The sequence below is a fragment of the Pseudomonas sp. BIOMIG1BAC genome (genome assembly GCF_001705995.2).
In the GTDB taxonomy this organism is placed as follows: domain Bacteria; phylum Pseudomonadota; class Gammaproteobacteria; order Pseudomonadales; family Pseudomonadaceae; genus Aquipseudomonas; species Aquipseudomonas sessilinigenes.
In genome coordinates this window covers 2,308,589-2,332,393 of sequence record NZ_CP049045.1, presented here as the reverse complement: position 1 = coordinate 2,332,393, position 23,805 = coordinate 2,308,589, and the positions used below count along the sequence as shown (strand labels likewise).

General features: G+C 63.6%; 19 protein-coding genes. 9 read left to right on the top strand and 10 right to left on the bottom strand.

Annotated features, from left to right (window positions below; translation table 11 throughout):
• The first annotated feature begins 104 nt into the window (after positions 1 to 104).
• From ATY02_RS11080 to cobA, 8 genes are all read left to right on the top strand, one after another.
• Positions 105 to 1,313, top strand: coding sequence for a CmpA/NrtA family ABC transporter substrate-binding protein (locus ATY02_RS11080; protein WP_068577255.1), 1,209 nt, complete (start codon positions 105 to 107; stop codon positions 1,311 to 1,313).
• Between the two features lie 15 nt (positions 1,314 to 1,328).
• The gene (locus tag ATY02_RS11075) at positions 1,329 to 1,904 is read left to right on the top strand and encodes an ANTAR domain-containing response regulator (RefSeq protein ID WP_068577257.1); all 576 of its coding nucleotides are present in this window, start codon (positions 1,329 to 1,331) and stop codon (positions 1,902 to 1,904) included.
• A gap of 226 nt (positions 1,905 to 2,130) precedes the next feature.
• Positions 2,131 to 3,342 (top strand): nitrate/nitrite transporter, encoded by a 1,212-nt coding sequence (locus ATY02_RS11070; RefSeq protein WP_068577259.1) that lies wholly within the window; start codon positions 2,131 to 2,133, stop codon positions 3,340 to 3,342.
• 6 nt (positions 3,343 to 3,348) lie between these two features.
• Positions 3,349 to 5,019: a bifunctional protein-serine/threonine kinase/phosphatase gene (locus ATY02_RS11065; protein ID WP_068577261.1), complete on the top strand. Its 1,671-nt coding sequence runs from the start codon at positions 3,349 to 3,351 to the stop codon at positions 5,017 to 5,019.
• Positions 5,020 to 5,401: 382 nt separating this feature from the next.
• Positions 5,402 to 7,855, top strand: a complete 2,454-nt coding sequence (gene nirB / locus ATY02_RS11060; protein WP_068577263.1) for a nitrite reductase large subunit NirB — start codon at positions 5,402 to 5,404, stop codon at positions 7,853 to 7,855.
• Positions 7,852 to 8,169: a nitrite reductase small subunit NirD gene (gene nirD, locus ATY02_RS11055; protein ID WP_068577265.1), complete on the top strand. Its 318-nt coding sequence runs from the start codon at positions 7,852 to 7,854 to the stop codon at positions 8,167 to 8,169. Before nirB ends, nirD begins: the two co-directional genes overlap by 4 nt.
• Positions 8,169 to 10,886: a nitrate reductase gene (locus tag ATY02_RS11050; RefSeq protein WP_068577267.1), complete on the top strand. Its 2,718-nt coding sequence runs from the start codon at positions 8,169 to 8,171 to the stop codon at positions 10,884 to 10,886. Before nirD ends, ATY02_RS11050 begins: the two co-directional genes overlap by 1 nt.
• Positions 10,887 to 10,897: 11 nt before the next feature.
• Complete coding sequence (gene cobA, locus ATY02_RS11045) at positions 10,898 to 11,638, top strand: uroporphyrinogen-III C-methyltransferase (RefSeq protein ID WP_068577268.1); 741 nt, start codon at positions 10,898 to 10,900, stop codon at positions 11,636 to 11,638.
• 71 nt (positions 11,639 to 11,709) lie between these two features.
• Here the strand turns inward: cobA and ATY02_RS11040 are convergent, their stop codons facing one another.
• The 8 genes from ATY02_RS11040 to ppsA form a co-directional block, all read right to left on the bottom strand.
• Entirely contained in the window at positions 11,710 to 12,687 is a 978-nt protein-coding gene (locus tag ATY02_RS11040; protein ID WP_068577270.1) for an OmpA family protein, read from the bottom strand.
• A gap of 107 nt (positions 12,688 to 12,794) precedes the next feature.
• Positions 12,795 to 13,385, bottom strand: a complete 591-nt coding sequence (sigX, locus tag ATY02_RS11035) for an RNA polymerase sigma factor SigX (RefSeq protein WP_068577272.1) — start codon at positions 13,383 to 13,385, stop codon at positions 12,795 to 12,797.
• Between the two features lie 87 nt (positions 13,386 to 13,472).
• Complete coding sequence (locus tag ATY02_RS11030; RefSeq protein WP_068577274.1) at positions 13,473 to 14,297, bottom strand: mechanosensitive ion channel family protein; 825 nt, start codon at positions 14,295 to 14,297, stop codon at positions 13,473 to 13,475.
• Between the two features lie 2 nt (positions 14,298 to 14,299).
• Positions 14,300 to 14,545 (bottom strand): CrfX protein, encoded by a 246-nt coding sequence (locus ATY02_RS11025; RefSeq protein WP_068577275.1) that lies wholly within the window; start codon positions 14,543 to 14,545, stop codon positions 14,300 to 14,302.
• A 63-nt stretch (positions 14,546 to 14,608) separates the two neighbouring features.
• The gene (locus tag ATY02_RS11020; protein WP_068577277.1) at positions 14,609 to 15,604 is read right to left on the bottom strand and encodes a zinc transporter ZntB; all 996 of its coding nucleotides are present in this window, start codon (positions 15,602 to 15,604) and stop codon (positions 14,609 to 14,611) included.
• Positions 15,605 to 15,629: 25 nt separating this feature from the next.
• Positions 15,630 to 16,121, bottom strand: coding sequence for a ribonuclease E activity regulator RraA (rraA, locus tag ATY02_RS11015; protein WP_068577280.1), 492 nt, complete (start codon positions 16,119 to 16,121; stop codon positions 15,630 to 15,632).
• 255 nt (positions 16,122 to 16,376) lie between these two features.
• Entirely contained in the window at positions 16,377 to 17,366 is a 990-nt protein-coding gene (locus ATY02_RS11010) for an alpha/beta fold hydrolase (protein ID WP_068577283.1), read from the bottom strand.
• Between the two features lie 101 nt (positions 17,367 to 17,467).
• Entirely contained in the window at positions 17,468 to 19,843 is a 2,376-nt protein-coding gene (ppsA, locus tag ATY02_RS11005; RefSeq protein ID WP_068577286.1) for a phosphoenolpyruvate synthase, read from the bottom strand.
• A gap of 174 nt (positions 19,844 to 20,017) precedes the next feature.
• Here ppsA and ATY02_RS11000 point away from each other — a divergent pair, with 174 nt between their 5' ends.
• A complete protein-coding gene (locus tag ATY02_RS11000) occupies positions 20,018 to 20,836 on the top strand; it encodes a pyruvate, water dikinase regulatory protein (RefSeq protein WP_068577288.1) in 819 nt (272 codons plus the stop codon).
• A 98-nt stretch (positions 20,837 to 20,934) separates the two neighbouring features.
• On the opposite strand, the gene prpD is transcribed toward ATY02_RS11000, so the two are convergent.
• The gene (prpD, locus tag ATY02_RS10995; RefSeq protein ID WP_068577290.1) at positions 20,935 to 22,419 is read right to left on the bottom strand and encodes a 2-methylcitrate dehydratase; all 1,485 of its coding nucleotides are present in this window, start codon (positions 22,417 to 22,419) and stop codon (positions 20,935 to 20,937) included.
• 151 nt (positions 22,420 to 22,570) lie between these two features.
• Entirely contained in the window at positions 22,571 to 23,761 is a 1,191-nt protein-coding gene (prpF, locus tag ATY02_RS10990) for a 2-methylaconitate cis-trans isomerase PrpF (RefSeq protein WP_068577292.1), read from the bottom strand.
• Between the last annotated feature and the right edge of the window lie 44 nt (positions 23,762 to 23,805).

Here is a 23,805-nt window from a genome sequence, read left to right as displayed (position 1 = left end):
AACCCGCCCGGGGCAACGCTTGCCCGGGCCCAAGGACAGTGCCAGCGCCCTCTCCCACCCCGTCCGGGCGAATGGCCAAGAGGCTTTTCACACAGGGTGCCCCCATGATCGAACGCCCACACTCGCCATTGGCCTGGGTCAACGGCAGCGATGCCCCGGAAAAGCCCGAGCTGGACCTGGGCTTCATGCCCCTGACCGACTGCGCCTCCCTGGTGGTTGCCGCCACCCAGGGCTTCGCCCAGCCCTACGGCCTGACCCTGAACCTCAAGCGCCAGGGCTCCTGGGCCGGCCTGCGGGACAAACTGGTCAGCGGCGAACTGGACGCCGCCCACAGCCTGTACGGACTGATCTATTCAGTGCACCTGGGCATAGGTGGCACCGGCCCTTGCGACATGGCAGTGCTCATGGGCCTGAATCACAACGGCCAGAGCATCAACCTGTCCCGGAACCTGCAAGCGCTCAAGGTGACCAGCCCTGAGGCACTGGAGCAGCATGTGCACCAAAGCCGGGCGCGCCTGACCTTCGCCCAGACCTTTCCCACCGGCACCCACGCCCTATGGTTGTATTACTGGCTCGCCAGCCAGGGCATCCATCCCTTGCTGGACGTGGACAGCGTGGTGGTGCCGCCGCCGCAAATGGTCGCCCACCTGCAGGCCGGGCGAATAGACGGTTTCTGCGTTGGCGAGCCCTGGAGTGCCAGCGCCGCGCAACAGGACCTGGGGTTCACCCTGGCCACCAGCCAGGCCATCTGGCCTGACCACCCGGAGAAGGTCCTGGGCTGTACCCGAGCCTTTGTCGAGCAGTACCCCAACACGGCCCGAGCCCTGGTGATGGCCGTTCTGGAGGCCAGCCGCTTCATCGAGCAAAGCCAGGAGAACCGTCGCAGCACCGCGCGCCTGCTCAGTGCCAGCGACTACCTCGATACCTCGCTGGCCCGCATCGAGCCGCGGCTACTGGGCGACTATGCCGATGGACTGGGCAATCGCTGGCAAGACGCCCATGCCCTGAGCTTTTACAACCAGGGCGCGGTGAACCCGCCCTACCTGTCCGACGGCATGTGGTTCATGACCCAGTTCCGCCGCTGGGGCCTGCTACGCGAAGACCCGGATTACCTGGCCGTGGCCCGCCGGGTGCAGCAACTGGAGCTGTATCGCCAGGCCGCCGCACAGCTTGGCCTGGCCAACAGGCCAGACATGCGCAGCAGCCAGCTGATCGATGGCAAGGTCTGGGATGGCACACAGCCGGCCGCCTACGCCCGCAGCTTCCGCCTGCATGCCCTGAGCGAAACCCCGGCCCTCGTGGCCCGACGCTGAGCGGAGCCTGTGACGATGCTACGTATCCTGTTGATCGACGACACCGCGAAAAAAGTCGGGCGACTCAAGACCGCGCTCAGTGAAGCCGGGTTCGAAGTCATCGATGAGTCAGGCCTGACCATCGACCTGCCCGGACGCGTCGAAACGGTGCGCCCGGACGTGATCCTGATCGATACCGAGTCGCCCGGGCGCGACGTCATGGAGCAAGTGGTGCTGGTCAGCCGCGACCGCCCCCGGCCCATCGTGATGTTCACCGACGAACATGACCCGGGGGTGATGCGCCAGGCGATCAAGTCCGGGGTCAGCGCCTACATCGTCGAAGGCATCCAGGTCCAGCGCCTGCAGCCGATCCTCGATGTGGCCATGGCCCGTTTCGAGAGCGACCAGGCCCTGCGCGCCCAGTTGCAGGCCCGGGACCAGCAACTGGCGGAGCGCAAGCGCATCGAGCTGGCCAAAGGGCTACTGATGAAGATGAAGGCCTGCGACGAGGAACAGGCCTATACCCTGATGCGCCGCCAGGCCATGAGCCGACAGCAGAAGCTGATCCAGGTGGCGGAGCAGATCATCGCCATGCAGGAACTGCTGGGCTGACCGGGGCCTGGCTGGCCCGGCTCTTGCTATCGGATCTGCATCGGTAACCAACGGCGGTTGCCCCACCCACGACAAAGACGTCGCGCACCCTGCTCGCCCACCGCGAGCCGGGTGCCGGCGTCTTTTCGTTCTGGCCCCACTGCACGGGGCTGGTGGTGCGGCCGGCGTGGCGCACCCCCTGAAGGCCCATGACCACTCCCACGATTGCTGTCAGCTGAGGTGCGCGATGAATTCAAGCTTCTGGAAATCCGGCCACGCCCCGACCCTGTTCGCGGCCTTTCTCTATTTCGACCTGAGTTTCATGGTCTGGTACCTGCTGGGGCCCCTGGCGGTGCAGATCGCCAGCGACCTGCAACTGACCACCCAACAGCGCGGCCTGATGGTGGCCACGCCGATCCTCGCCGGCGCGGTGCTGCGCTTCGCCATGGGCCTGCTGGCCGATCGCCTGTCACCCAAGACCGCCGGCCTGATCGGCCAGGTGATCGTCATCGGCGCGTTGTTCGGCGCCTGGACGCTGGGGGTCCACAGCTACCAACAGGCCCTGCTGCTGGGAGTGTTCCTGGGTATGGCCGGCGCATCGTTCGCGGTGGCCCTGCCCCTGGCCTCGCAGTGGTATCCGCCGCAGCACCAGGGCAAGGCCATGGGTATCGCCGGCGCGGGCAACTCCGGCACGGTGTTCGCCGCGCTGCTGGCCCCGGCGCTGGCCGCGGCCTATGGCTGGAGCAATGTGTTCGGCTTCGCCCTGATCCCGCTGCTGCTGACCCTGGTGCTGTTCGCCTGGCTCGCGCAAAACGCCCCCGAACGGCCCCGGGCCAAGTCCATGGCGGACTACCTCAAGGCCCTGGGCGACCGCGACAGCTGGTGGTTCATGTTCTTCTACAGCGTCACTTTCGGCGGCTTCATCGGCCTGGCCAGCGCCCTGCCCGGCTACTTCAACGACCAGTACGGGCTGAGCCCGGTGACGGCCGGCTACTACACCGCGGCCTGCGTCTTCGGCGGCAGCCTGATGCGCCCCCTGGGCGGGGCCCTGGCGGACCGCTTCGGCGGCATCCGCACCTTGCTGGCGATGTACAGCGTGGCGGCGGCCTGCATCGCCGCGGTGGGTTTCAACCTGCCCAGCTCCTACGCCGCCCTGGCGCTGTTCGTCTGCACCATGCTTGGCCTCGGAGCGGGCAATGGCGCGGTGTTCCAGCTGGTGCCGCAACGCTTCCGACGGGAAATCGGCGTGATGACCGGGCTGATCGGCATGGCCGGCGGCATCGGCGGTTTCGCCCTGGCGGCCGGCATGGGGGCGATCAAGCAAGGCACCGGCAGCTACCAGTTGGCGCTGTGGTTGTTCGCCAGCCTGGGCTTGCTGGCCTGGTTCGGCCTGCATGGGGTCAAGCGTCGCTGGCGCACCACCTGGGGCTCGGCTGCCGTGACCGCGGCCCGGGTCTGACACTGCATGGCCCTGCAACTGAGCCACGCCCAGGCCAGCGCCACCGGCCCCCGGGCCGAGAACCAGGATGCCCTGCGCCGAGTGACCCCGGAGCCGGTCCTGGCCGCGAGCAAGGGCCTGCTGTTCGCCATCGCCGACGGTGTCAGCCAGTGCGCCGATGGTGGCCTGGCAGCCCGTTCCAGCTTGCAGGCGCTGGCCCTGGACTACTATGCGACACCAGAAACCTGGGGCGTGGCCGAATCCCTGGAGCGCCTGCTGAACGCGCAGAATCGCTGGCTGCAGGCCAATGGTGGCGGCCAACCGCTGCTCACCACCCTCAGCGCCCTGGTGTTGCGCGGGCGGCGCTTCACCCTGGCCCACGTCGGCGACTGCCGGGTCTACCGCTGGCACCAGCAACGCTTGCAGCGCATCAGCGAGGATCATGTCTGGGAGCAGCCAGGCATGCAGCATGTGCTCAAGCGCGCCCTGGGGCTGGACCAGCACCTGGTACTGGACTTCCTCGACGGGGAACTGCGCCAGGGCGAAAGTTTCCTGCTGCTCAGCGACGGGGTCTGGGCCACCCTGGGCGACACCGCCATCGCAGCGATCCTGCGCGACCAGCCAGACCCGGAGAGCGCCACCCGGACCCTGGTCAGCGCCGCTCACCTGGCCGGCAGCCAGGACAACGCCAGTGCCCTGCTGGTACGGGTCGATGCCCTGGGTGAACAGAGCATCGGCGATGCCCTGCTGCACCTGCGGCAATGGCCCCTGCCGCCGCCATTGAAGCCCGGCCAGATGTTCGAGGGCTGGCAGGTCGAGGCGCTGCTGGGCCAGAGCCGGCAGTCGCTGCTGTATCGGGTGCGCGACGAGCAAGATCAGGCCTGGCTGCTAAAGACCCTGCCCGGCGCCCTGCACGATGACCTGCCGGCCTGCCAGGCACTGCTGGCCGAAGAATGGCTGCTGCGCCGGGTCGCCGGCCGGCACTTTCCCCAAGTACATGGCGGCAGCTCGCGCCAGCACCTGTACTACCTGATGCGCGAATACCCGGGACGGACCCTGGCGCAGTTGTTCCAACAGCACGGCCCCCTGCCCCTGGACCAGTGGCAGGCCCTGGCCGAACGCCTGCTGCGGGCGGTGGGCCTGCTGCATCGGCGGCAGATCGTGCACCGCGACCTCAAGCCAGAGAACCTGCTGCTGGGCGAGGATGGCGAACTGCGCATCCTGGATTTCGGCCTGGCCTACTGCCCCGGATTGACGGTGGACCCGCAACACCTGCTGCCCGGCACCCCGAGTTTCATCGCCCCGGAAGCCTTCGCTGGCGAACCTCCCGGCCCCGGGCAGGACCTGTACGCCGTCGGCGTGTGCCTGTACTTCCTGCTGACCGGGCACTATCCCCACGGCGAGGTCGAAGCCTTCCAGCGTCCGCGCTTCGGCCTGCCGACCAGCCCCGGACGCTACCGCCCGGACCTGCCGCAATGGCTGGAGGAGAGCCTGGAGCGCGGAGTCTGCGCCCAACCGCAGCAGCGCTACGAAACCGCCGAGCAGTGGTTGCTGGTGCTGGAACAGGGCGAACGCCGCAGCCTGCACAGCCGGCCCCGACCGCTGCTGGAGCGCGAGCCGCTGAAGGTCTGGCGCGGACTCGCCCTGGCCGCCCTGCTGCTCAACCTGGTGCTGCTGTGGCGGGTGCTGCGCGGCTAGGCCTTGGCTGCGCATGACCGGGCGATGAAGGCCCTGCGGGCCTTGTCGCAGCCTCACAGGCTCGGCAGCGGCCACGTGGGAGTAGGAATGGCCGGTATCGAAACGGGGCAGGATGCGTCAATTCGGTGCACAAACTGTCTCCGCCATGCGTGGAACATTGCCTGGGCACCACGCAAATACGCGGCCTCGGTAACTTGGCACAGGCGCTGCATTGCTCCTGGCAACAGACATAAAGCCCGGCCTTCAACGACGAAGGCAGGCTTCCCGAGAGAACGGGATCGGACAAAGGCGTCCTCGTCAGGCCACTGACGGGACGCCTTTTTTGTTTGCGCGCATTTTGTCGAGCCAGGCCCAAGCCCTGCCTGCGCTCCCGGAGGAGCCCATGAAAAAACTCAAGCTGGTGATGATCGGCAATGGCATGGCCGGGGTCCGCACCCTGGAGGAACTGCTCAAGCTGAGCGAGGAGCTGTACGACATCACCGTCTTCGGTGCCGAGCCCCACGCCAACTACAACCGTATCTTGCTGTCGCCGGTGCTGGCCGGCGAGCAGCAGTTCGAGGACATCATCCTCAACGACCTTGGCTGGTACCAGGAGCACGGCATCAAGCTGCTGCTCAACCGCAAGGTGGTGCAGATCGACCGTATCCGACGCCGGGTGATCGCCGACGACGGCACCGAGGCCGAATACGACCGCCTGCTGATCGCCACCGGCTCCACGCCCTTCATTCTGCCGATTCCCGGCAACGACCTGCAGGGCGTGATCGGCTACCGGGACATCGCCGACACCCAGGTGATGATCGACACCGCCAGGACCCACCGCCACGCCGTGGTGATCGGTGGCGGCCTGCTGGGCCTGGAGGCCGCCAACGGCCTGAAGCTGCGCGGCATGGAAGTGACCGTGGTGCACCTGGGGGAATGGCTGCTGGAGCGCCAGCTGGACCAGACCAGCGCCCAACTGCTGCAAGGCGCCCTGGAAGGCCGCGGATTGAAGTTCCGCCTGAGCGAGCAAACCCAGGCGCTGCTCGATGCCGGCAACGGCCGGGTCGGCTCGGTACGGTTCAAGAACGGCGACATCCTGCCCGCCGACCTCGTAGTCATGGCGGCCGGCATCCGGCCCAATACCGAACTGGCGGAACAGGCCGGCCTGCCCTGCAATCGCGGGATCCTGGTCAACGACACCCTGCAGACCTACGACCCACGCATCTATGCCATCGGCGAATGCGCCAGCCATCGCGGCATCGCCTATGGTCTGGTGGCGCCGCTGTTCGAGCAGGCCAAGGTCTGCGCCAATCACCTGGCCCAGCTGGGTTTCGCCCGCTACCAGGGCTCGGTCACATCGACCAAGCTCAAGGTCACCGGGATCGATTTGTTCTCCGCCGGCGACTTCATGGGCGGCGAAGGCACCGAGACCATCACCCTCGCCGACCCCATCGGCGGGGTGTACAAGAAGCTGGTGATCAAGGACGACGTGCTGGTGGGCGCCTGCCTGTATGGCGACACCGCCGACGGCGGCTGGTACTTCCGGCAGATCCGCGAGAACCACAACGTCGGCGAGATCCGCGACCACCTGATGTTCGGCGAGAACAGCGTGGGCGATGTCGGCCACCAGGGCCAGAACAGTGCGGCGAACATGCCCGACAGCGCCGAAGTCTGCGGCTGCAATGGCGTATGCAAGGGCACCATCGTCAAGGCCATCCAGGAGAACGGCCTGTTCAGCGTCGACGAGGTGAAAAAGCACACCAAGGCCGCCAGCTCCTGCGGCTCCTGCGCCGGGCTGGTGGAGCAGATCCTGATCAGCACCGTGGGCGGCGCGGCGGACGTCAAGCCCAAGAGCGAGAAGGCCATCTGCGGCTGCAGCGACCTCACCCATGGCCAGGTGCGCCAGGCGATCCGCGAGCACCACCTGATCACCCTGGGCAGCGCCATGCGCTTCATGGACTGGCGCACCCCGGACGGCTGCGCCACCTGCCGCCCGGCGCTGAACTACTACCTGATCTCCACCTGGCCGGGCGAAGCCAAGGACGACCCGCAGTCGCGCCTGATCAACGAGCGGGCCCACGCCAACATCCAGAAGGACGGCACCTACTCGGTGGTGCCGAGGATGTGGGGCGGCGTGACCAACCCGTCCGAGCTGCGGCGCATCGCCGACGTGGCGGACAAGTACCAGGTGCCCATGGTCAAGGTCACCGGCGGCCAGCGCATCGACCTGCTGGGCATCCGCAAGGAAGACTTGCCGGGAGTGTGGAAGGACCTGGACATGCCGTCCGGCCATGCCTACGGCAAGTCCATCCGTACCGTGAAGACCTGCGTCGGCAGCGAATTCTGCCGCTTCGGCACCCAGGACTCGACCCGGCTGGGCATCGACCTGGAGCACGACCTGTTCAACATGTGGGCGCCGCACAAGGTCAAGCTGGCCGTCTCCGGCTGCCCGCGCAACTGCTCGGAAGCCGGGATCAAGGACGTGGGCATCATCGGCGTCGACTCCGGCTGGGAGATGTATATCGGCGGCAACGGCGGGATCAAGACCGAGGTGGCGCAGTTCTTCGTCAAGCTCAAGACCGCCGATGAGGTGCGCGAATACAACGGCGCCTTCCTCCAGCTCTACCGCGAGGAAGCCTTCTACCTGGAGCGCACCGTGCACTACCTGGAGCGGGTCGGCCTGGAGCACGTGAAACGCGCCGTGCTGGAAGATCCGCAGCGGCGCCAGGCGCTGAACGAACGCCTGCAGTTTTCCCTGTCCTTCGAGCAGGACCCCTGGCAGCAACGCCTGGCCGAGCCGCAGCTGAAAAAAGAGTACGAGACCATCCCCCTCAAGCAACTGGAGGTGCCGGCATGAACTGGCTGGATATCTGCGCCCTGGAAGACATCAACATCCTGGGCTCGCGCATCATCAAGGGGCCCCGGGGCGATATCGCGATTTTCCGCACCAGCGACGACCAGGTGTTCGCCCTCGACGATCGCTGCCCGCACAAGGGCGGGCCACTGTCCCAGGGCCTGATCCACGGCAAGCGGGTGGCCTGTCCGCTGCACAACTGGCAGATCGACCTGCAATCGGGCCTGGCCCAGGCGCCGGATGTCGGTTGCGCCCACCAGCACGCGGCCCGGGTCGCCAGCGGCCGGGTGCAACTGGCCCTGCGGGATGCCGGGTGATGGAACGCCAGAGCACCGCCTCGACCTGTTGCTATTGCGGGGTCGGCTGCGGCGTGCTGATCGAGCACGATGGCCGGCAGATCCTCGGGGTCAGCGGCGACCCGGCGCACCCGGCGAACTTCGGCCGGCTGTGCAGCAAGGGCGCCAGCCTGCACCTGACCGGCGACCCGACAGCCCGCGCGCTGTACCCGCAGTTGCGCCTGGGCAAGACCCTGGCCCGCAGCCGCTGCGACTGGGACAGCGCCCTGGACCACGCCGCCGAAGTCTTTGCCCGGACCATCGCCGAGCACGGCCCGGACAGCGTGGCGTTCTACCTTTCCGGGCAATTGCTGACCGAGGACTACTACGCCTTCAACAAGCTGGCCCGGGCCCTGGTCGGCACCCACAACATCGACAGCAACTCGCGGCTGTGCATGTCTTCGGCGGTGGTGGGCTACAAGCGCAGCCTGGGTGCCGATGCGCCACCGTGCAACTACGAGGACCTGGAGCAGAGCGATTGCGTGATGATCGTCGGCAGCAACATGGCCTATGCCCACCCGGTGCTGTTTCGCCGCCTGGAACAAGCCAAGAGCCAGCGCCCGGCGATGAAGGTCATCGTCATCGACCCCAGGCGCACCGACACCTGCGACCTGGCCGACCTGCACCTGGCGATCCTGCCCGGCACCGATGTCGCGCTGTTCCACGGCATCCTGCATCTGCTGTTGTGGGAGGACTGGGTCGACCGGGACTTCATCCAGGCCCATACCGAAGGCCTGGCTGAACTCAAGGCCCTGGTGCGCGACTACACCCCGGCCCTGGTGGCGCAGCTGTGCGGCATCGGTATCGAGCAACTGCAACAGTGCGCCCAATGGATCGGCACCGCGCCGAGCTTCCTGTCGCTGTGGTGCATGGGCCTGAACCAGTCCAGCGCCGGCAGCGCCAAGAACAGCGCGCTGATCAACCTGCACCTGGCCACCGGGCAGATTGGCCGGCCCGGCGCCGGGCCCTTCTCCCTCACCGGCCAGCCCAATGCCATGGGTGGCCGGGAAACCGGCAGCCTGAGCAACCTGCTGCCAGGCCACCGGGAAGCCGCCAATCCCGGAGACCGCGCCGAGGTTGCCAGCTACTGGGGCGTGGAGCGCCTGCCGGAGACACCCGGGCTGAGCACCATCGAACTGTTCGAACAATTGCACAGCGGGCGAATCAAGGCGCTGTGGATCGCCTGCACTAACCCGGCCCAATCGCTGCCCGACCAGAATCGCGTACGCGCGGCTTTGCTCAAGTGTCCCTTCGTGGTCCTGCAAGAGGCCTTCGCCACCACGGAAACCGCAGCCTTCGCCGATCTCTTGCTGCCAGCGGCCAGCTGGGGCGAAAAGGAAGGCTCGGTGACCAACTCCGAGCGCCGGGTTTCCCATGTGCGCCAAGCGGTGCCGCCGCCTGGAGAAGCTCGTGCGGATTGGGCGATCACCCTGGATTTCGCCCAGCGCCTGGAGCGCCGCCTGCGCCCCGGGCTACCCAGCCTGTTCGCCTTCGAGAATGCCCACCAGCTGTTCGATGAATACAAGGGCCTGACCCGGGGGCGCGACCTGGATCTGTCCGGCCTTAGCTTCGAACTGCTCGACCGGCTTGGCCCGCAGCAGTGGCCATTTCCAGAAGGCGCCGACCACGGCACGCCACGTCTGTATGGCGACGGCGTATTCCCCACGCCCACGGGGCGCGCACGCTTTGTCGGCGACCCCTACGTGGCGGCCCGGGAACAACGCGAGGCGCGCTTTCCCCTGACCCTGATCACCGGCCGGCTGCGGGACCAATGGCACGGCATGAGCCGTACCGGCACCGCAGCGCAGGCGTTCGGCCATGTCGGCGAGGCGCTGCTGAGCCTGCATCCGGATGACCTGCGCCGCCAGCGCCTGCAAGACGGTGACCTGGTGAGCCTCAAGAGCCGACGCGGCAGCGTGATAGTGCCCGTGACCGGCGATGACAGCGTGCGCCCGGGCCAGGCTTTCTTGCCGATGCATTGGGGCGATCGCTTCCTCAAGGGTGGGGTCAATGCCGTCACCCAACCGGCCTTCGACCCGCTGTCCAAGCAACCGGAGCTCAAGCACAGCGGCGTGCGCCTGGAGCCGGTGCACTTGCCGTGGCAACTGTTCGCGCTGGTCGAAGGCGATGTCCAGGCCCGCTTCCAGGCCCTGCGCCCGCTGTGTGAGTCCCTGGCCTATGTCAGCCTCGCCCTGACCGGTCGCGAGCGCCCGGCCTTGGTGATTCGCGCCGCCCACCTGCAGGCACCGGAATCCCAGCTGCTTGCAGCCATCGACCAGCACCTGGGGCTGGATGCCGGCCCAGTGCTGGCCTATGACGACCCACGCCGGGCCATCGGCAAGCGGGTGCGCATCGAGCAAGAGCGGATCACGGCCATCCGCCTGGCCGGGGAAACCCTTGCCCGGCATTGGTTGCAGCAGCTCTGGCTCGAAGGCCGTGCCGACGAACAACTGCGCCGCTGGCTGCTGGCCCCCCTGAGTACTCCACCGCAAGCCAGCGGCCTGGGCGAGCCTGCAGACCGCACCTTGTGCAACTGCAAGAACGTCGGCTATCGCGCCGTGCAAGCCGGCATCGCCGCCGGCCTGGATCTGGGGCAACTGCGACAACAACTGGGTTGCGGCAGCCAATGTGGCTCCTGCGTACCGGAGATCAAGCGTCTCCTGGCCACTGCAGCGCAACCTTTGGCCATCCCTGTGTGAGAGGAATTCCCATGAGTGCAAAAGTCTGGCTGGTCGGCGCAGGCCCTGGCGATCCGGAGCTGCTGACGCTCAAGGCGGTACGCGCCTTGGGCGAGGCCGATGTGGTACTGATCGATGACCTGGTCAACAGTGCCGTATTGCAGCACTGTCCCGGAGCGCGAGTGATTGCGGTGGGCAAGCGTGGCGGCTGTCGCTCCACGCCCCAGGCCTTCATCCATCGCCTGATGCTGCGCTACGCCCGACAGGGGCGTTGCGTGGTTCGCCTCAAGGGTGGCGACCCATGCATCTTCGGACGCGGTGGCGAAGAGGCCCAGTGGCTCCGGGAGCACGGTATCGAGGTGGAACTGGTGAACGGCATCACCGCCGGCCTGGCCGGTGCCACCAGTTGCGATATCTCCCTGACCTTGCGCGGCGTGGCCCGCGGCGTGACGTTACTCACCGCCCATACCCAGGATGACAGCCCACTGGACTGGCAGGCACTGGCCCAGGGCGGAACGACCCTGGTGATCTATATGGGAGTGGCGAAACTGACAGAGATCGGCGAACAGTTGCGCGCCGCTGGCATGCCGGACCGGACACCGGTGGCGATGATCGAGAATGCCTCGTTGCCAGAGCAGCGGGAATGCCGCAGCGTACTGGGGAACATGCAACAGGATGCCCTGCAATTCGGGCTCAAGAGCCCGGCGATCCTGGTAATCGGCGCAGTAGCGGCAACTGCTGGCGCTAGCGCCGCCTGCCTGCTCCAGGCCTGAACCCCTGGGGTAAAAAATCCAGGCAAAGAAAAACCCGGCCTAGGCCGGGTTTTTCCAAGCTACAGGGCTAATTACTTAGCTTGAGCTTCTACCGAGGCTTCTACGCGACGGTTTACAGCGCGGCCAGCTTCAGTTGCGTTGTCGGCAACTGGGCGGGACTCACCGTAACCAACGGATTGAACGCGGTTAGCGCCAACGCCGTACTGGTTAACCAGAACTTGCTTAACGGCGTTTGCACGACGCTCGGACAGTTTCTGGTTGTAAGCGTCAGGACCGACGGAGTCAGTGTGACCTTCAACAACGGTGGTGGTTTGTGGGTACTGCTTCATGAAGTCAGCGAGGTTCTTGATGTCAGCGTAGCTGTTAGGCTTAACAACAGACTTGTCGAAGTCGAACTTCACGTCCAGCTCAACACGAACAACTTCAGCAACCGGAGCTTCTGGAGCTGGTTCTGGAGCAGGAGCCGGAGCTACTGGAGCTGGAGCAACCTTGCCACCGCTACCGCCGAAGTTCACACCCAGGCCGATGGTCGGAGCGTAGTCCCACTTGCCGTTATCCAGCTTGTAGTCAGCTTCAACGCCAGCACGGGCGAACAGGTTGTCGGTGAAGTAGTACTTAACGCCAGCACCTGCGGTCAGGAAGGTCGACTTGTCGCGGCCGCTGTGACCGTCGGCGATCACGTTGGTCATGCTCTTGTGAGCAACACCGCCGGAAACGTATGGACGCAGAGCGTCACCCACAGTACCAAAGTGGTACTGAGCGTTCAGGCCGAAGTTGTCGCCTTCGATTTTTTGCTTACCAGTGCCGTCGTTGGAACGGGTGTGGTTAGTCTTGTCGTAGGTCAGGTTCAACGACAGGTCGTCGGTCAGAAAGTAACCGATCGATGCGCCTGGGTTGTAACCATCTTCGACGTGCTTGACGCTGTCGTTGTACTTCTTCTGGTAGAAGAGTTCACCTTCGACCGCGCCTTGGCCTTGCGCCAGAACGCCGAACGAAGTCACGGCAACAATAGAACCAATGGCAATGCCCAAGGTGTTTTTCAGTTTCATCCGTTAAATCCCCATCTGGTGATTGTAAAGCAGTCCCACATACCGGGGGACAACTCGGCGGTAAGTCTATCAGAACTCACCTAGACGTAAGAGATATTTGCGCCGAACTAAGTTTCAGCAATGCCTGCAAATTTCTCACGCAATTTATCAAGAGCACGTTTGTAACGCATTTTTGTAGCACTCAACCCCATGTGCATGATGTCCGCGATCTCCTGAAATTCCAGCTCTGCGACAAAACGTAGCACCAGAATTTCCCGATCAATCGGGTTCACATGCACCAACCAGCGGTCAAGCCCGCCCTTTTCCTCAGGTTTCGGGGCCTTCTCTTCAGAGGCCTCCTCGAGGGGGTCAAGACTTAAAGCGTCCATCAACCGACGCTTGCGCCGCTCCTTGCGATACTGCGTGATGCACTCGTTATACGTGATGCTGTACAGCCACGTTTTGAACTTCGATTTACCCTCAAAGTTCTTAAGGCCATACAGCACCTTCAACATCACTTCCTGACAGACATCATCTGCGTCCCGATCGTTCCCCAGATAACGCGCACAAACATTAAATAGGGTTCGCTGATAGCGTCGCATCAACTCTTCATAGGCGCGTGTTACGTGGAACAGCTCCGTATGTGAACGCGCAACCAACTCCTCATCAGAGAGCTCACGGGGGTCATAGCGCGTGGATAGCGGTTGGGTTTTATTCAAAACGAGTCGTGCCGACAGTCAGGTCAATGTCCGCCACAGCCCGGTGATGGGCATTTTTGCGGCGACATACATTAGCAGGGTGCCGGGTTAGCGGCTACTTACATGCTGCTCCAGCAGGATCCGATTGGAGAGAGAGACTAGCTCACCCTCCTCGGTCAGCAATGTAGTTTTCACCGTGCCAATCTCTTCGATCTGCCCTTCGACCTCTCCAACTCGCACTTGTTGCCCAACCTGGTACAACTCACGCACATAGATTCCCGCAAGAATCTGTCCTGCAATTTCCCGACTTCCCAACCCCATCGCCAGCGCAACGGCCAGACCAACGGTAATCAAAACGATCACGATCACGTGGTTGAGCAGGTCTGTCTTGACCTCCAGCTGGCTGATCGCCACGGAAATACTGATGATGATCACCAGCCCCTGAGCGATCCGCCCCACGCCAGCGGCGTACTCCAAACCCACGCCTTCAGCCGCTCCGCGCACCAGCCCGTTGGCCAACTGCGCCAACAAGACTCCCACCAACAGCACCAGCGCAGCACCGAAAACCTTTGGCAAATACAACGCAAGCATGTCGAGCGTAGCCGAAACTCGCTCAAGGCCAAGGGATTCAGCAGCAGAAACCAGAAAAATCAGCAAGACGAACCAATAGACGATCTTGCCGATCAGGGTCGAAATAGGTACTTGCAGGCCCGCGCGAGACAGCAACTTGGTCAAGCCGGTACCGCCCATCAAGCGATCCAGGCCCAGCTTGGCCAGCAATTTGGACAACAGGGTATCGAGCAGCTTGGCCACCACGAAACCCAGCAACAACACTACCAACGCACCGAACAGGTTCGGAATGAAGTTCGCCACCTTGGTCCACAAGGCGGTCATCGCTGTGACGAGGCTCTGCGTCCAGAGATCAAGTTCCATATTCAATCAGCCTTATCAGCAGTGCGAGCAGTAGGTTTAAGACGGGAAACCGGCGCGACATGGGCCGATCCGTTATTCAAGGCGATCATCAGCGCCGGCAGCCAACGGCCCAGCAAGCTGAACAGATCCCCTGCCCCAACCTGGCGGTTGGCGGTTTTCAATACGCGGCCCAGGCAGGCATCGTCATCGCGGCTTGATGGCGAGGCTTTGAGCATGTCACGCAACGACTGTTCAAACGGATCGTGCATACGCACCTCTGGTGATGTCTGAAAAAGACGCGATCAGATTTATTCGGGTCACATGGCGCATCGTTATACCCAGCGCAAACGTCGGAATAACCACCATTGTCCCAGCGCTACCGCTACCAACAACAGGCAGGCGATGATGAAGCCATAGGGGCTTGCGGAAAATGGAATACCGCCGACGTTGATTCCCAGAAGGCCAGTAAGAAAGCTCATGGGAAGGAAGATCCCCGTGATGATTCCGAAGCGATACATGGTGCGATTCATGCGCACGCTCAGACGCCGGTCTTCGGCCTCCAGCACAAGCCCCACGCGCTCTCTGGCCAGTTCCAGCTCTTCCAGGTAGCGGGTCAGGCTGTTGTGCAACTCGTTCCAGTAGTCCCCATCATCGGCGGCGAACCAGAGCAACTTGATGCGGCTCAGTTGAGCGAAAATATCCCGCTGCGGAGCCAGGAAGCGCTTGAGCCCGGCAGCCCGCCGACGGATCTGCAAAATGCTGCCGTGCTCGGGGGTATACCGTTCGTCGGCATCCAGTTTTTCTTCTTCATCATCGACCACTTCAGAGAGGTCGCTGACCAGATTCTGCACTTTGTCCGTCAGGTACTCGGCCATGTAGAGCAGCAGTTCAGCGGCATTTTTCGGCCCCTTGCCTTCGGCCAGCTGCACCAATAGCTCATCGGTCGCGCGCAAGGGTCGCAAACGCAAGGAGATCACCCGCTGGGCACTGGCGAAGATCCGCACCGAGACCATGTCCTCAGGCTCGGCCCCGGGATTGAGGTTGATGCCCCGTAGAAACAGCAACAGCTCCGAATCAGGCAGGGCCAAGAGGCGTGGACGGGTATTTTCCTCCAGCAGCAGGTCACAGCTGAACTCGCTCAAGCCACTGGAGCGGCGCAGCCAGGTCTGGGTCTGCGGATGACTGCGATCCCAATGCAGCCACAGGCTTTCATGGGCCTGCAGCTGCAATTCGTCGAGCTCTGTCCGGGCAATCGAGCGCGCACCGCCTTCACCATCCAGCACCAGGGCATGCACTAGCCCCCATTGCGCGTTTTCTTCCTCGAACATCCTCATCCCTTGTCAGGCCATTGGCTCATTCAGGCATTTTCAGCGGGCTGGGCGAAACGATCACGCCGTTGTTATCGGCATAGACATACTCGCCCGGGCGGAAAGTGACTCCGGCAAAAGTCACCGCGACATTGAGGTCGCCAATGCCACGCTTGTCGGTTTTCATCGGATGGCTGGCCAGGGCCTGCACCCCCAGGTCAGTCTGGGCAATGGCATCTACATCACGGATGCAGCCATAGATCACCAGGCCTTCCCAGCCGTTCTTCGCAGCCTTTTCGGCCAGCATGTCGCCCAGCAGGGCACGCCGTAGCGAACCGCCCCCATCGACCACCAGTACCTTGCCATGCCCCTTGAGATCCACCTGCTCCTTGACCAGCGAGTTGTCCTCAAAGCACTTGATGGTGACGATTTCACCACCAAAGGAGTCGCGACCACCAAAGTTGCTGAACATGGGCTCGACGACTTGCACCAGGTCCGGGTAGGCATCGCACAGGTCGGGAGTAAGGTAATGATTCATCGAGAAGCTCCTGTAACAGTAAGAACACGATCGACGGTGTCACTGATTCCTGGGACAGCCTAGGAGATACGGGCCCAGACACTACATGTCCAGCCTGCATGCCTGACCTGCCCCATCGACGCGGCCAGTATTTTCTCAGTTCTGTCGACAGAACGGAAAGTCGAGCCCATCACCGAATGTGACCGAAATAGCGCAGCGCGTCATATCTTAGCCGCAAGCAACATGCAACGAAATGCCCTTGTCAGAGCCCTGGCTTCAAACCGTAGCCAGTTGCTCGGTGGCACAAGCCAGTAACGGCGACTGCTGGTCCTTGAGCCAGCGTGCGACCAATGGCCAGACTTCGGCCTGGGCCGGCTTGCTCACCAGCATCTCGACATGCCCGAAATTGCCACTGAAACCCTGCTCTCGCCCCAGGCACACAAACTGTTTGTGCGGGCTTGCCAATTGTTCGAACAACTTGCGGCACGCCCAGGTCGGGTCCTGGTGGTCTCCCGCCGCACTGACCGCCAGAGCCGGCACCGCAACCTCAGTGAGGCCGGCCCACCAATCCTTGTCGGCATCGCCAAAGCGACCAAACAATCCGTGCCAGCGCATGCTTTCCAGCGCCAGGCCAATAGGCTCGTCTTCTGGACCACGCTTGAGCCGTGAACCGGACAACTGGGCGAAACGCTTGATAAGTAGGCGTCCGCCCCACTCCACGAGAGGAATCTTCAAAGGCCAATAGATTCGGCTGACCTGGGTACCGAAAAACGCCGCGGAGGCCACGCCCGCCTCCCCCAGGTATTGTCCACCCAGCGCCGCCGCCAAAGTGGTGCCCCCCAGAGAGTGGCCGATCCAATGAGGGATCTGCCCGCTTTGCTCGCGAACGAAGGCGGCAATCGCCGGCAGATCGTAGCGCGCGTAGTCGGCCACGCGGTTCTGGCGGTACCCGGCATTACGCCGGGACAGGCCGTGGCCACGCATTTCCGGAATCCACACGTCAAAGCCGGCTCGTGCCAGATAGGCCCCCAAGCCAATACCCTTGGGTGAATACCAGAAGCGCCGGTTGGAAAAGCTGCCATGTAGCAGGATCACGGGCACGCCCCGGACTTGAGGCTCGTCGGCCATCCCCAAGCGGGTGACAGCCAACTCCACCGAAGGATCGGGGCTGTTGCCAGGTTTCAAGCGATAGACATCTTCGCTGAGATCGCCTCGACGTTCGGCACTGGTCAAGGCGACAGGAAATAGGTTGCTGCTGCTTTGCATATTCTTCTTGCACAAAAAAGGGCGGCATTCGGAAGAAGCGCGCCCTGTTTGAATCTACGAGGGTCGGCCGCCTCGCGACGGACCGACCCTGCACTCACCGATTACGCGGCGCCCTGGCCCTCGGCCAGGAAGAACCAGGTCTCCAGTACCGAGTCCGGGTTCAGCGAGACGCTCTCGATCCCCTGCTCCATCAACCACTTGGCCAGGTCAGGATGGTCGGAAGGCCCCTGCCCGCAGATACCGATGTACTTGCCAGCCTTGTTGCAAGCGGCAATGGCATTGGCCAGCAGCTTCTTGACCGCAGGATTACGCTCGTCGAACAGGTGGGCAATGATGCCGGAGTCACGGTCCAGGCCCAGGGTCAGCTGGGTCAGGTCGTTGGAGCCGATGGAGAAACCATCGAAGTACTCCAGGAACTCCTCGGCCAGGATCGCGTTGGATGGCAGCTCGCACATCATGATCACGCGCAGGCCGTTCTCGCCGCGCTTCAGACCATTTTCTGCAAGCAGATCGACCACCTGGCTAGCTTCGCCAAGGGTACGCACGAACGGCACCATGATCTCGACGTTGGTCAGGCCCATCTCGTTGCGCACGCGCTTGAGGGCACGGCACTCGAGTTCGAAGCAATCGCGGAAGGATTCGCTGATGTAGCGCGAAGCCCCGCGAAAGCCCAGCATCGGGTTTTCTTCTTCCGGCTCGTAGAGCTTGCCGCCGATCAGGTTGGCGTACTCGTTGGACTTGAAGTCCGACAGGCGCACGATGACCTTCTTCGGGGTGAATGCCGCTGCCAGGGTGCTGATGCCCTCGACCAGCTTGTCGACGTAGAAGTCCACCGGATCGTGGTAGCCGGCGACACGCTTGTCGACGCTGTCCTTGATCTCTTGTGGCAGGCCCGCGTAGTTCAGCAGCGCCTTGGGGTGCACGCCGATCATGCGGTTGATGATGAACTCCAGGCGGGCCAGGCCCACACCGGCGTTCGGCAGCTGGGCGAAATCGAAGGCGCGATCCGGGTTGCCGACGTTCATCATGATCTTGAACGGCAGGTCCGGCATGGCGTCCACGGAGTTCTGCTTGACGTCAAAGCCCAGCTCGCCCTCGAAGATGAAGCCGGTGTCGCCCTCGGCGCAGGACACGGTCACGCCCTGTCCATCCTTGAGCAGCTCGGTGGCGTTACCGCACCCGACGACTGCGGGAATGCCCAGTTCACGGGCGATGATCGCCGCGTGGCAGGTACGACCACCACGGTTGGTGACGATGGCGCTGGCGCGCTTCATCACCGGTTCCCAATCCGGGTCGGTCATGTCGGAGACCAACACGTCGCCGGCCTGGACCTTGTCCATCTCCGACACGTCCTTGATGATCCGAACCTTGCCGGCGCCGATGCGCTGGCCGATGGCACGGCCTTCCACCAGGACGGTGCCCTTTTCCTTGAGCAGGTAACGTTCCATCACGTTGGCCTGGGTGCGGCTCTTCACGGTTTCCGGACGGGCCTGCACGATGTACAGCTTGCCGTCGTCACCGTCCTTGGCCCACTCGATGTCCATCGGGCACTGGTAGTGCTTCTCGATGATCATCGCCTGCTTGGCCAGCTCGCTGACCTCGGCGTCGGTCAGGCAGAAACGTGCGCGATCGGCCTTGTCCACGTCCACGGTCTTCACCGAGCGCCCAGCCTTGGCTTCGTCGCCGTAGATCATCTTGATCGCCTTGCTGCCCAGGTTGCGACGCAAGATCGCAGGGCGGCCGGCGGCCAGGGTGTTCTTGTGGACGTAGAACTCGTCAGGGTTGACGGCGCCCTGAACCACGGTTTCGCCCAGGCCGTAGGCACCAGTGATGAACACCACGTCACGGAAACCCGATTCGGTATCGAGGGTGAACATCACCCCAGCGGTACCGGTTTCGGAGCGGACCATGCGCTGTACGCCAGCGGACAGGGCCACCAGCTTGTGGTCGAAGCCCTGGTGAACACGATAGGAAATGGCGCGGTCGTTGAACAACGAGGCGAACACTTCCTTGGCGGCACGGATCACGTTGTCCACGCCACGGATATTGAGGAAGGTTTCCTGCTGGCCGGCGAAGGAGGCATCCGGCAGGTCTTCGGCGGTAGCCGAGGAGCGCACGGCCACGGCCATGTCCGGGTTGCCGGCCGATAGCGCGGCAAAAGCCGTACGGATCTCGGTATTGAGGCGCTCGGGGAACTCGGCTTCCATGATCCACTGGCGGATCTGGGCACCGGTCTTGGCCAGGGCATTCACGTCATCGACATCCAGCGCGTCGAGCGCGGCATGGATCTGGTCGTTCAGACCGCTCAGTTCCAGGAAATCCCGATAGGCCTGGGCGGTCGTGGCGAAGCCACCCGGGACCGAGACGCCGGCACCCGCGAGGTTACTGATCATCTCGCCCAGGGATGCGTTCTTGCCCCCCACATGCTCAACATCGTGTTTGCCGAGCTTATCGAGGGAAACTACGTACTCTACCAAGGTGATCTCTCCACTAACTGTGTTGGAAAAGCTCAGAAGCCGGCTGCTCCAGGGAGCGTTTGCCCGCTATATGGCCTGGACTTGGAAAATAAGTGAGAATGCGGGCCATTCCCGGCCGACAAATCGCGCCTATCATATCCAAGAATCGTCACTAGCTTAAGGCCCAAGCCGCAAATGAAACGATCTGCTTTCTTCATCTCTGACGGTACCGGTATCACAGCGGAAACCCTCGGCCAGAGCCTTTTGGCGCAGTTCGAGAACATTACGTTCAGCAAATTCACGCGGCCGTACATCGACAGCATGGAAAAAGCGCGGGCCATGGTACAGCAAATCAATATAGCCGCCGAAAAAGACGGCTATCGACCGATCATTTTCGACACCATCGTCAACCAGGACATTCGTGAGATCCTCGCGACCTCCAACGGTTTCATGATCGACATTTTCTCCACCTTCCTCTCTCCCCTGGAGCAGGAGCTGAGCGAGCACTCGTCGTACTCCGTGGGCAAGTCCCACTCCATCGGCCATAACTCCAATTACATGGAGCGGATCGAGGCGGTGAACTTCGCCCTGGACAACGACGACGGCGCACGGACCCACTACTACGACAAGGCCGACCTGATCCTGGTAGGCGTGTCACGCTGCGGCAAGACCCCGACCTGCCTGTACATGGCTATGCAATTCGGCATCCGCGCGGCCAACTACCCGCTCACCGAAGAAGACATGGAGCGCCTGCAACTGCCCAACGCCCTGCGCGCCCACAAGCACAAGCTGTTCGGCCTGACCATCGACCCCGACCGCCTTACCGCGATCCGCAACGAGCGCAAGCCCAACAGCCGCTACTCCAGCTTCGCCCAGTGCGAATTCGAAGTGCGGGAAGTAGAAAACTTATTGCGCCGCGAGAACATCCCCCATATCAACTCCACGCATTTCTCTGTCGAGGAAATCTCGGCCAAGATCCTGGTGGAAAAAGGCGTTGAGCGCCGCTTCAAGTAAGCCTCGCTCCTACAATCTGACATTCCCTCCTGTTACCAGGGGCCTTTAAGGCCCTGCGATCCCGGACAGGCAACGCTCCAGGCGCTGCCTCCCCCGCCTCAGATCACCAACCAATCGACGAAGCGATGCACCGGCATGGCCGACAACCGTGCCGGGTCGCTGCACAGATCGAAGATCTGCGCCGAGCGCTGGGCGCTGAAGCGCGTGGCCAGGTTGGCCTTGAACTTGTCCTCCAGCAGCGGGATGCCCTCGGCCCGGCGGCGACGGTGACCGATGGGGTACTCCACCGCCACCTGCTCGGTGCAACTGCCATCGGCGAAGAACACCTGCACCGCGTTGGCGATCGAGCGCTTGTCGGCCTCCAGGTACTCCCGGGTATAGCGTGGGTCCTCGACGATCTGCATCTTGTCGCGCAACTGGTCGATGATCGGATGGGCCGCGTGGAAATCATCCTCGTAGTGCTCGGCCACCAGGGTGCCGAACGCCAGGGGCACGGCGGTCATGTACTGCAGGCAATGGTCGCGATCGGCGGCATTGGCCAACGGCCCGACCTTGGAAATGATGCGGATTGCCGATTCATGGGTGGTGATGACGATTCGCTCGATCTCCTGTAGCCGATCGCGCACCTGGGGATGCAGGGCCACCGCCGCCTCGCAGGCGGTTTGCGCGTGGAACTCGGCCGGAAAGCTGATCTTGAACAGGATGTTTTCCATCACATAGCTGGCGTACCCCTGGGGCAGGCTGAAGCGCCGCTGGCCCTCGGGCTTGAGCGCCAGGTCCTTGTTGGTATGGCTGAACAGCACATCGTAGAAGCCCCACTGCGGTGCGCTGAGCACCCCGGGAATGCCCATTTCGCCGCGCAGGGCCATATCCGCCAGGCGCACCCCGCGGCTCGAGGCATCCCCCGCCGCCCAGGACTTGCGCGACCCGGCATTGGGCGCGTGGCGATAGGTACGCAGCGCCTGGCCATCGACGAAGGCATGGGACAGCGCGGCCAACAGCTGCTCGCGATTGGCCCCCATCAAGCGGGCGCAAACGGCCGTGGAGGCCACCTTTACCAGCAGCACATGATCGAGCCCGACGCGGTTGAAGGAGTTGTCCAGGGCCAGCACTCCCTGGATCTCATGGGCCATGACCATCGCCTGCAGCACATCGCCCATGCTCAGCGGCGCCTCGCCGTTGGCGACGCGTTTCTGCGAAAGATGATCGGCCACGGCCAGGATGCCGCCGAGGTTGTCCGACGGGTGCCCCCACTCCGCCGCCAGCCAGGTGTCGTTGTAATCGAGCCAGCGCACGATGCAGCCGATATCCCAGGCGGCCTTCACCGGGTCCAGCCGATAGCTGGTACCCGGCACGCGGGCGCCATGGGGCACCACGGTGCCTTCGACGAGCGGCCCCAGGTGCTTGGTGCATTCAGGAAAACGCAATGCCAGCAGGCCGCAGCCCAGGGTATCCATCAGGCAATGGCGGGCGGTATCGAGGGCTAGGGGGGAGTCGACGCGATACTCCAGGACATAATCGGCGATGTCCTGCAAAACCGGGTCGTAATTGGGACGGTTGTTCAGATCAACGTTGGCGCTCATGGAGCGTGCACTCCAATGACGGGGTTATGGGTAGGTTGATTCCTCAGGCTGCAGGTTCAGGTCAATAACGGCATCGCAGGTCTGCGTCTGCTCAATGATTCGATAACGGCATCGGTGGCGAGGGAGCCGGCTCCCTCGCCACCGCCGGTCCTTAGAAGGTGTCGCCGGGCACTCTCACCCAGCCTTCCATCAGCACCCGCGCGCTGCGGCTCATGATCGCCTTGACCACGCTCCACTCACCGCCCTCGAGGGTGGCCTCGGCGCCTACGCGCAAGGTGCCCGAAGGATGGCCGAAACGCACGGCGCTACGCTCGCCGCCACCGGCCGCGAGGTTGACCAGGGTCCCGGGGATCGCCGCCGCCGTGCCGATGGCCACCGCCGCGGTGCCCATCATCGCGTGGTGCAGCTTGCCCATGGACATGGCGCGCACCAGCAGGTCGACATCCGCCGCCTTGACCGCCTTGCCGCTGGAGGCCTGGTAGTCCGCCGGTGCGGCGACGAAGGCCACCTTCGGCGTGTGCTGGCGCTGCGCGGCCTCGTCCAGGTGCTTGATCAGGCCCATGCGCAAGGCGCCGTGGGCACGAATGGTCTCGAACATCGCCAGGGCCTTGGGATCGCCGTTGATCACGCCCTGCAGTTCGGTGCCGCGATAACCGATGTCCGCCGCATTGACGAAGATGGTGGGGATCCCGGCATTGATCAGGGTCGCCTTGAGGGTGCCGATACCCGGCACTTCCAGGTCGTCCACCAGGTTGCCGGTGGGGAACATCGAACCACCGCCGCCCTCCTCCTCGGCCGCCGGGTCGAGGAACTCCAACTGCACTTCCGCCGCCGGGAAGGTCACGCCGTCCAGCTCGAAGTCGCCGGTCTCCTGGACCGCGCCGTCGGTGATCGGCACATGGGCGATGATGGTCTTGCCGATGTTGGCCTGCCAGATGCGCACCACCGCCACCCCGTTGTGGGGAATGCGCGCCGGGTCCACCAGGCCGCTGCTGATGGCGAAGGAGCCCACCGCCGCCGACAGGTTGCCGCAGTTGCCGCTCCAGTCGACGAAGGGCTTGTCGATGGCGACCTGGCCGAACAAGTAGTCGACGTCATGGTCGGGCTTGATGCTCTTGGACAGGATCACCGTCTTGCTGGTGCTGGAGGTGGCGCCGCCCATGCCGTCGATCTGCTTGTCGTAGGGATCGGGACTGCCGATCACCCGCAGCAGCAAGGCATCGCGGGCCGCGCCGGGCAGCTGCGCCGCCTCGGGCAAGTCCTGCAGGTTGAAGAACACCCCCTTGCTGGTGCCGCCACGCATGTAGGTGGCCGGAATCTTGATTTGCGCTACAAATGCCATGGATTTCAGGTCCTGATAAAGACCGGGGGCGGTGCCTTGCGGCC